Annotated in this window: 9 protein-coding genes; 6 read left to right on the top strand and 3 right to left on the bottom strand. The window is 65.9% G+C overall.

Going from position 1 to position 8,268, the window contains the following annotated elements; translation table 11 throughout:
* The first annotated feature begins 218 nt into the window (after positions 1–218).
* Both A8G08_RS12180 and A8G08_RS12175 read left to right on the top strand, forming a co-directional pair.
* Positions 219–737 (top strand): TetR/AcrR family transcriptional regulator, encoded by a 519-nt coding sequence (locus A8G08_RS12180; protein WP_068274123.1) that lies wholly within the window; start codon positions 219–221, stop codon positions 735–737.
* 14 nt (positions 738–751) lie between these two features.
* Positions 752–2,110 carry an FAD-binding oxidoreductase gene (locus A8G08_RS12175; RefSeq protein ID WP_068274118.1) on the top strand — a complete coding sequence of 453 codons (1,359 nt, stop codon included), beginning with the start codon at positions 752–754 and terminating at the stop codon, positions 2,108–2,110.
* A gap of 113 nt (positions 2,111–2,223) precedes the next feature.
* Here A8G08_RS12175 and A8G08_RS12170 read toward each other — a convergent pair whose 3' ends face one another.
* Positions 2,224–2,415: a ferredoxin gene (locus A8G08_RS12170; RefSeq protein ID WP_068274116.1), complete on the bottom strand. Its 192-nt coding sequence runs from the start codon at positions 2,413–2,415 to the stop codon at positions 2,224–2,226.
* A gap of 187 nt (positions 2,416–2,602) precedes the next feature.
* On the opposite strand from A8G08_RS12170, the gene A8G08_RS12165 reads away from it, so the two are divergent.
* Positions 2,603–3,175 (top strand): TetR/AcrR family transcriptional regulator, encoded by a 573-nt coding sequence (locus A8G08_RS12165; RefSeq protein WP_245672794.1) that lies wholly within the window; start codon positions 2,603–2,605, stop codon positions 3,173–3,175.
* Here the strand turns inward: A8G08_RS12165 and A8G08_RS12160 are convergent.
* Both A8G08_RS12160 and A8G08_RS12155 read right to left on the bottom strand, forming a co-directional pair.
* Positions 3,172–3,810 carry a nitroreductase family protein gene (locus tag A8G08_RS12160; RefSeq protein WP_068274111.1) on the bottom strand — a complete coding sequence of 213 codons (639 nt, stop codon included), beginning with the start codon at positions 3,808–3,810 and terminating at the stop codon, positions 3,172–3,174. The genes A8G08_RS12165 and A8G08_RS12160 overlap by 4 nt on opposite strands.
* Before the next feature lie 159 nt (positions 3,811–3,969).
* Positions 3,970–4,584, bottom strand: coding sequence for a transglycosylase SLT domain-containing protein (locus A8G08_RS12155; RefSeq protein ID WP_068274110.1), 615 nt, complete (start codon positions 4,582–4,584; stop codon positions 3,970–3,972).
* 766 nt (positions 4,585–5,350) lie between these two features.
* Between A8G08_RS12155 and A8G08_RS12150 the strand changes: the two genes are divergently transcribed.
* From A8G08_RS12150 to A8G08_RS12140, 3 genes are read left to right on the top strand one after another with little or no spacing between them, the layout of a single operon-like run.
* A complete protein-coding gene (locus A8G08_RS12150) occupies positions 5,351–6,169 on the top strand; it encodes an MlaE family ABC transporter permease (RefSeq protein ID WP_425394555.1) in 819 nt (272 codons plus the stop codon).
* A complete protein-coding gene (locus tag A8G08_RS12145) occupies positions 6,169–7,056 on the top strand; it encodes an ABC transporter permease (protein WP_084436127.1) in 888 nt (295 codons plus the stop codon). Before A8G08_RS12150 ends, A8G08_RS12145 begins: the two co-directional genes overlap by 1 nt.
* 25 nt (positions 7,057–7,081) lie before the next feature.
* Entirely contained in the window at positions 7,082–8,107 is a 1,026-nt protein-coding gene (locus A8G08_RS12140) for an MlaD family protein (protein WP_245672793.1), read from the top strand.
* Positions 8,108–8,268: the final 161 nt, after the last annotated feature.

The following is an 8,268-nucleotide window of genomic DNA, read 5'->3' as shown; positions in this document are numbered from 1 at the left end:
GAGGTCGGAGCGCTGGGCAGCATCGCGCAGTCGGTCCTCATGCGCCGCCGGGGGCCTGATGGGCACTAGCATCAATAGTCCGAACAGATCGCCTATGGAAACGAAGGTCACCCACCGTGGCACCTAAACGACCCGTCGTCACGGTGGGGCGGGATGAGGACACCGACCTACCGGTGCCGGAGTCGGCTGGAGCGGAGGTCGCGGCCGACGCCGCCGGCATGCACACGAGCCGGCGCATCCTCGAGGCCACGGCCGAGGTGCTCGCCCGCAGCGGAGTTGCCAAGCTGAGCCTGTCGGATGTGGCCGCGCAGGCAGGGGTTTCCCGGCCGACTCTGTATCGGTGGTTTGCCTCGAAAGAGCAACTGATCGAGGCCTTTTCGCGCTACGAGACCGAGAAGTTCGACAACGGTATCGCCGAGGCCATCCGCGGCCTCCGCGGAAACGCGCGCCTCGACGCCGCGCTTCGGTTCATCGTCGAGTTCCAGCGCTCGTACTCCGGTGTCCGGATGATCGATATCGAGCCCGAGCAGGTGCTCGCCCGGTTCCGCTGGATGTTGCCGATCATGCGGAGCAGGCTCGAGCGACTCATGTCCGGTCCGGATGCAAGTGTCGCCGCCGCCACCGCGACGCGGGTTGCCATCTCGCACTATGTGATTCGCAGCGACGACACCGATCAGTTCCTTGCTCAGCTACGGCACGCGGCCGGAATCAAGCCGCGCTCCCGCACCGCGGACTAGGCGAAGCCGCGCCGATGATCGATGATGTCGTGCGCCGGTTGACGGCAGCGGTGGGTAACCAGCACGTCAGCACCGACGCGGACGTGCTACGCGGTCGCAGTATCGACCACACCGGGCGCTACCAGGGCAGCGCAAGCGCGCTCGTGCGACCGGGATCGACCGGCGAGGTCGCCGAGGTGCTCAGGCTGTGCCGAGAAGTCCGGCTGCCGGTCACCGTGCAGGGTGGGCGCACCTCGCTTGTCGCAGGTACGGTCCCCGAACACGCCGACGTGCTGCTGTCCACCGAGCGGCTCACCGCGATCGGCGAGGTCGATGTGGCGGACCGGCGGGTCACCGCCGGCGCGGGCGTGACCGCATCGGACCTGCAGCGGGCCGCAGTCGCAGCGGGTCTGCTCTTCGGTGTGGATCTCGCGTCCCGAGACACCGCGACGATCGGCGGCATGGCCTCGACGAACGCCGGCGGATTGCGCACTGTCCGGTACGGGAACATGGCCGAGCAGATCCTCGGCCTCGAGATCGTGCTCCCGGACGGCACTGTGCTGCGTCGGCAATCGCGCGTCCGGCGCGACAACACCGGCTACGACCTCGGCGCGCTCTTCGTCGGCGCCGAAGGCACCCTGGGCGTCATCACCGCGCTCGACCTGCGCCTGCATCCCGCGCCGGCCCACCGCGCGACCGCGCTCTGCGGATTCACCGAGCTCGGGGAGTTGGTTTCCGCGGCTCAGACGCTGCGCGATCTGGATTCCATCGCGGCTCTCGAGCTTCTCGATGCACGCGGCTGCACCGTTGCCGCCGAGCATCTCGGCACTCACCTACCGGTATCAGGCGCGTGGCTGCTCTTGGTCGAGGTCGCCGGAGATGACGATCAGACCGAGCGGCTCGCGGATGCGCTGACCCGCGCTGGTCTGGCCGAGACCGCGGTCGTGGGCATCGACGCGAACGCGCGGCAGCGGTTGTGGAAGGTCCGGGAAGCACAGACCGAGGTTCTAGGGGTTTTCGGTCCGCCGCTGAAATTCGATGTTGCACTGCCACTTTCGGAGGTGGCCGGCTTCGCGGCCAAAGCCACCGCAGTGGTGGCACGGCACAGCCCGGCGGCGATCCCGGTCCTGTTCGGTCATATCGCCGAAGGCAATCTGCACTTCAACCTGATGCGCTGCGACGTGCAGGGGGCCGCAGAGCGCGCGCTGCAGGAGTCGATGATGGCGCTGATCGCGGGGTGTGGCGGCAATGTCAGCTCGGAGCACGGCGTCGGGTCGCGCAAGCGCGACTTCGTCGGCCTGTCCCGGGACGACGCCGATATCGCGGCGATGCGCGCCGTGAAGGAGACGTTCGATCCGCACCGGATCGTCAATCGCGCGGTGCTGTTCGCCTAGGGCTCACTTCGCACCCGTTTGGCGATGCTTCGTGAGTGCGAATTGTGTTCGTGGGGGCGAAACTTCGGCCCCGTTTACACAATTTGCACTCGGGAAGGGTTCGCTCGGGCTCGTCAGTCGACGATGGCGATGGCCTGCCGGGGGCACTGCCGCACGGCGTCGCGGACATCGGCCTCGTTGTCCGGCGTCACCTCGGGCTGCAACACGGTCAGCTCGTCGTCATCACTCAGGTCGAAGACCTCGGAATTGATTCCGACGCAGATCGCGTTCGCCTCACACAGGCCGAAATCGACTTCGATTCGCACGGCAATCCCTCCTCATGGTCCGCATCGGCGCCGTCCAAAGGATTACATTCTCGTCTTCATTTGTAAATCCGAGGGCGCGACGAGATGCCGGCGGCAGCCCGACAACTAGACTGCTTCCATTCGACAGCGAAGCAAACCCAACGTTGAGCAGCGCCGCCGCGACCTGTGCGACGCGGCGATCGAGCTCTTGGCCGCCGACGGGGCTCGCGGCCTGAGCCACCTCAAAGTCGACCGCAAAGCCCAACTGCCGGATGGCACTACGTCCTTCTATTTCCGAACCCGCGAATCGCTGCTGCACGCGATCGCCGCGCGCGTTGCCGAACTCGACCTCGCGGACCTGGCCGAAGTGACCGAGGGTGCGGCCAGAGGCGTACTCGACGAGGGCGTATCCATGCTCGCGAAGGTCACCATGACGGCCGCGGACGAGCCGGGTCTGACCCGGACCAGGGCGCGCTCCGAGTTGCTCCTGCACGCCAGCCGCGATCCCGGGATGGCCGACCATCTCGGGAAGGCGATCGCGACGATGACGGAGATGGGCCGCGCCCTCATCGTCAGCATGCAGCCGAAAGGCGAGCCGCTCGACGAGGCTCTGATCGACGATCAGACCTTTGCGGTGCTCAGCTTCATCAATGGCGTGCTGCTCGGCTTTGCCCGCGGCGACCACACGGTGCGCACTGCCGAACAGCTCGATCGATTCGTCAGCGGAATCGTCGAAGGCCTGGCGGCGCAGGCGCGGTCACATGCTCGACTGCCCGGCTAGCCGATTCCTGTTGCCGGAGTGTCCCAATGGTCTTGGCGCACCACGTCGGCCAGCGGGCGCCGTCGCACCGGCCCGTGCCTGCCACGCGGCCAGCCGACCACGACATGGCCCACCAGCAACCAGTCATCGGGCATGCCGACCGCTTCGCGCATGAGCGCCTCGCCGCCGTACGAACCCCAGCTGGTGAGGCAGGCGCCCAGACCCTGAGCCCGCGCGGCGAGCAGGAAGTTCTGCATCGCGGGGAAGATCGAGCCACCGAGTAACAACTCGGAAGCGGTGGGAAAATGCTTCTGCGCGAACAGAACCGAAGCGTATTCGCCCGCTCGGTCGTGCAGCTCGTATGTGGCGCGGTTGGTGCGCGCGCGTCGGCTGTTGTCGTCATCGGCAGGACGGGTCATGCCGTACACGGGCTCGATCACCTCGAGGGCATGGGCTGCGCACTTGGCCACCACTTCGCGCACCTCCGGTGAGCGCAGCACGACGAACCGCCATTCCTGCGCGTTCGCGCCCGACGGCGCCCAGGTCGCGGCGCGCAGGCAGCGGCTCAGCGTCTCGTCATCGACCGGTTCGTCGGTGAAACGCCTGATCGTCCGCGCAGTGGACATGACTTCCCAGACGTCGGTGCTTCCCGTCATGTGGATCCCTTCGGCGGTTACCGGACGTTGGGCGCCCACGCTATACCGCACGTTCCGAGACGCGGAAGGGTCGAGGCCGGCCGCAGCGCACCCACAGACGACCGCAGGGGCCCGACCGAAAACGGTCGGGCCCCTGCGGGGTGGTTGTGCGTGCGGCGATCAGTACGCCGAGTTCACGTTGTCCATCGAGCCGTACTTGTCGGCGGCGTAGTTGCAGGCCGCGACGATGTTGGCAACCGGATCCCAGACATCGAAGACCGTGCCCTCGACGTGGTACGCCGCGAAGGTCGGGTCGATGACCTGCAGCAGGCCCTTCGACGGGATGCCGGCGGCGGCATTGGAGTCGTAGAGGTTGATGGCGCCCGGGTTACCGCTCGACTCGCGAAGGATGTTGCGGTGGATGCCGTCGTAGCTCGCCGGGATGCCGCGGGCGTTGAGGATGTCGAGCGCCTGGCGGATCCAGCCGTCGAGGTCGTTCGTGTACACCGGCGGGGGCGGCGGGGCCGGGGCGGGCAGCGGCGCGATCGCCGGTGCTGCCGGGAACGGCGCGGCCTGTGCGACCGGCGCGACGGTCGTCGCAGCAGCAGCCTTGGCGTTATCGGCGGCGGCCTGAACACCGGGGCCGGGCTCGGCCGCCGAGATGGATGCAAAGCTCGTGGCGACGGCCACGGCGATCGCAGCGGCACCGAAGGTCAGGCCGACGGGGCCGGTTGCGTCTGAGTGCAGAGAGAATCGGGTACGGACGCCATTGAGCGACTTGGAAATTGCGGACATGGTGAATCGTTTTCCTGATCTGTATCTCGTCTGAATTTCGACCGGTCGGCCAAAAGCAGACAGCAGGCATTGCAGGCGAGCGCGTGTTGGGCACTCGCCGATGCGCGGCGTGCAGCTATGTGTGGGCTTGTAAAGAGGGAGGAGTACTCCCCATCGCATGAGGCGACGTGGGCGGGCGGCGGTTTCTCGTGCCGGCCGATATTCGCTTTTACTTAGCCCGGGTGGCGGTGACAGCCCCGGCTGATGCAGCGATCCCGTGTGTCGCCCATGCGGAGCAGGTCCGCATTCGGTGACTCAACTTTCTCGTGCTTTGCCAGACAACGGTCTGTAACGGCAGATCACAGATTGATCTCCGAAGGTTAACTCAAGGTGAATAGAACCTGAGAGTAACCTGAATATGGCAAAATTCCTTCACTGGGAAACTAAGAAAAAGGTCGCCTGAACTGCACATTCAATATGTGAAACAATCGTGATCCATTTCACAAAATTAAAACTGCACCAGGTGCATAAGTTGCCGATCCGTTATCGATCGTCCGTCGTTTATGGCAGTTCAGCAACGGGAGCGGACCCGGGACAGATGCCCCGGCGCCGGCGCTCGAATGAGACGGGAGGCGCCGCCAGGCCCATCGATCATCAGGCAAATGGTTATGGACCGGGCGCATCCCGAACGATAGAGTGCACGTGCCTGCACTATCACGTGATCTGAATCACAACATGACGTGCAGTTATGTCGGCGTAACGGGACCGCCGACTGGGGAGGTGCACGGTGGTTGATTCGGGGCACACACAGGCCTGGGCGCCCGCTGAGCGCATCGATGCCAGCACTCGAACGCTCGGCCGAGTGGTACGGCTCGGAGTACGCGCCCCCGCCATGATCGCGATCGACATCGTGCGCTGGCGCTTCCCACTGCGCGAGGCGCTCATCCAGGGCTGGTTCTTCGTCTCGGTGTCGATCCTGCCCGCGATTCTCATCGCGCTGCCGATGGGCGTCGTGATTGCCGTCCAGGTGGGCAGCATCACCGAAAATATCGGCGCGAGTTCGATGGCCGGCGCGGTCGGCGGTATGGGCGTCATGCAGCAGATCGCGCCGATGGCTGCCGCATTGCTTGTCGGCGGCGCCGGAGCATCGGCGATCGCATCCGACCTCGCCTCGCGCACTATTCGTGAGGAAATCGACGCGCTGCGTGCCATGGGAATCGACCCGCATCAGCGCCTTGTCGCACCGCGCGTCCTCGCTATGACCATCGTTGCCCCGATGCTCGCGGTGCTTGTCATCTTGATGAGCATCCTGGCGAGTTTCCTGGTGGCATCAATCGGCCAGGGTGTCGCGCCCGGCTCGTACTGGCTGTCGTTCGGCAGCTTCGCTTCGGTCACCGATCTGGTGATCTGCATCGGCAAGGCCGCGGTCTTCGGCTACCTCGTCGCCATCATCGCCAGCGCCCGTGGGCTCGAGGCGCAGGGTGGCCCGAAGGGCGTAGCGGATGCGGTGAATGCCGCTGTGGTGCTCGGCATTCTCGCCTGCATGGTGGTCAACCTCGCGATAACACAGGTGGTGCTCTTGTTCGTGCCGATGAGGTTCCTGTAATGGTCTCCACGAGACCCGGGATCGGGTCCGCCCGGCCCTCCGTCCACCGCCCGTCCGGCTTGGGCTGGACGCGGCACGCCAACCGGGCATGGAAACCGTTGGAGGCGTTGGGCAATCAGCTCGACTTCACCATCGCGACGGTGAGCGGCACCGGCCGTGCGGTGCGTCGGTACCGCCGCCAGGCGATAGCGGCATTCACCGACCTCTGCTGGGGCAATGGGCGGTCGGTCATCGTCGGCGGTGGAGTCGCACCGGTTCTGGTGATCATGGGAGTGGTCGCCGGCGGCATGATCGGCATCGTCGGGTTCTCCGTGCTCAACATGATGGGCGTCGGCCCGATGGCGGGGGCGATGGCCGCCCTCGCGAACCCACGCGAGCTCGCACCCTTGATCGCTGCGGTCGGCTTCGCGGCCCAGGCCGGCTGCCGAATGACCGCCGAGATCGGCGCCATGCGAATCTCCGAGGAAATCGACGCGCTCGAATCACAAGCGATCGAACCGATTCCGTATGTCGTGTCCACCAGGCTCGTCGCCGGCGTCGTGACGATCGTGCCGTGTTACCTGATCGCACTGGCGCTCGGCTTCGCCACCACCGGACTCACAGTGACCGCGGTGCACGGGCAGCCGACGGGGTCCTACCGGCACTACTTCGACATGTTCGTCAGCCCAACCGATTTGGTGTATTCGCTGATCAAGGTCGTGGTGTTCGTTGTGATCGTCACGCTGGTCCACTCGTACCAGGGCTTCTTCGCGACCGGCGGACCGGAGGGCGTCGGTATCGCATCAGGCCGGGCGATCCGGGCGAGCCTGGTGCTGATCGCGATCACCGACATGGTGCTGACGATCGTCATGTGGGGCTTCAACACACAGATCAACTTTGCGGGCTGAGGCGCATTGAGCGGGAGGCGGTGACGTGACGACAGTGGCCCAGATGTCGGGGCGGGGTCCGACGAGGCGAGGACTGCGTATTCGCGGTGTCGCAGTGCTGGTCTCGATCGCCATCGTTGCGACGGTGGCCTGGCGGCTTGCCGATCCGGGCCATCCGGACCGGATCACCTTCGGGATGATCGCGGCCGACGTTGGAGACGGTGTCGGGACGAACACGGCGGTGCGGTTGCGTGGTCTGTCGGTCGGCTCGGTGACGAGCGTGGAGCCGTACGGCCCGGGTCGGCAACGGATCGAACTCAGCGTCGACCCGACGCCTGCGGGAGAGCTGACCACCGCCATGCAAACCCGTGTCGTGTCGGCCAACGTGTTCGGTTCTACGGCAGTGGAACTGATCCCGGTATCGGGCGGCGCGCCGGTCACATCGCAGACGGTGCTCGACTACGGCGACACAGTGGGTAACTACACCGTGACGAGCGTGCTCCGTGATTCCAGCCGCGCAGTCATGGACATCATCACGCCGAAACTCAGTGTGTCACTGGACAGTGCGGCGCAGTTGACGGAAAGCATGGCCCCGATGCTGGCCTCGGCGCTGCTGGTGCTCCGCACGGTGTCGCGCGCGCAGCAAATGCCGGTCAGCGAGTTACTGCCCAAGCTGGCGAGCGTCACCGCGGGCGCAACAGCGATAACACCGTCGGCCCTCAGCATCATGAACACGCTGGCCGCAGTGGAGGAACTCGACGATGACGCCCAGGCGCAGCTGGCCAGCGACACGATCACCGAGGTGTCGAGCCTGGTATTCGGCTTCTCCGGGCGGTTCGTCGGTGCACTCGCCCCGATGGCCAATGCGGTCGACATGCTGCTCGACACCCTGATCCCCCTCAATCAGGGCATGCGCAACGTCACGCCGGACCAGGTGCGCCGGTTGATCCAGGGCGCCGATGGGGCATTGCAGCATCGCGGCGATCGAGTTGTGCTCCAAACCGAACTGCTGATCGGCCAGTTTCCCGCCTTCCGCGTTCCGCTCCAGCTGACGCCGGCGGTGCCGCGATGAGGTCGGTACGGGGAGCGTCCATCCGGTTGGCGCTGCTTGCCGTCGTGGTCGCCATGATCGTCGGTCTGGTGGTGCAGGCGATCAACCGTCCGGTCAACGGCGAAACCGCCACTTACCGAGCCGAGTTCGGCGATGTCTTCGGCCTGCAGCCCAACGCCGAT

Source organism: Aldersonia kunmingensis (assembly GCF_001646865.1).
In the GTDB taxonomy this organism is placed as follows: Bacteria; Actinomycetota; Actinomycetes; order Mycobacteriales; family Mycobacteriaceae; genus Aldersonia; species Aldersonia kunmingensis.
This window is presented reverse-complemented; position numbering and strand designations above follow the sequence as displayed.

Coding starts and splice junctions, on each gene's coding strand:
- A8G08_RS12145 (WP_084436127.1), top strand. CDS start 6,169: ATGGTCTCCACGAGACCCGGGATCGGGTCCGCCCGGCCCTCCGTCCAC.
- A8G08_RS12160 (WP_068274111.1), bottom strand. CDS start 3,810: ATGACGGGAAGCACCGACGTCTGGGAAGTCATGTCCACTGCGCGGACG.
- A8G08_RS12175 (WP_068274118.1), top strand. CDS start 752: ATGATCGATGATGTCGTGCGCCGGTTGACGGCAGCGGTGGGTAACCAG.
- A8G08_RS12180 (WP_068274123.1), top strand. CDS start 219: ATGCACACGAGCCGGCGCATCCTCGAGGCCACGGCCGAGGTGCTCGCC.
- A8G08_RS12155 (WP_068274110.1), bottom strand. CDS start 4,584: ATGTCCGCAATTTCCAAGTCGCTCAATGGCGTCCGTACCCGATTCTCT.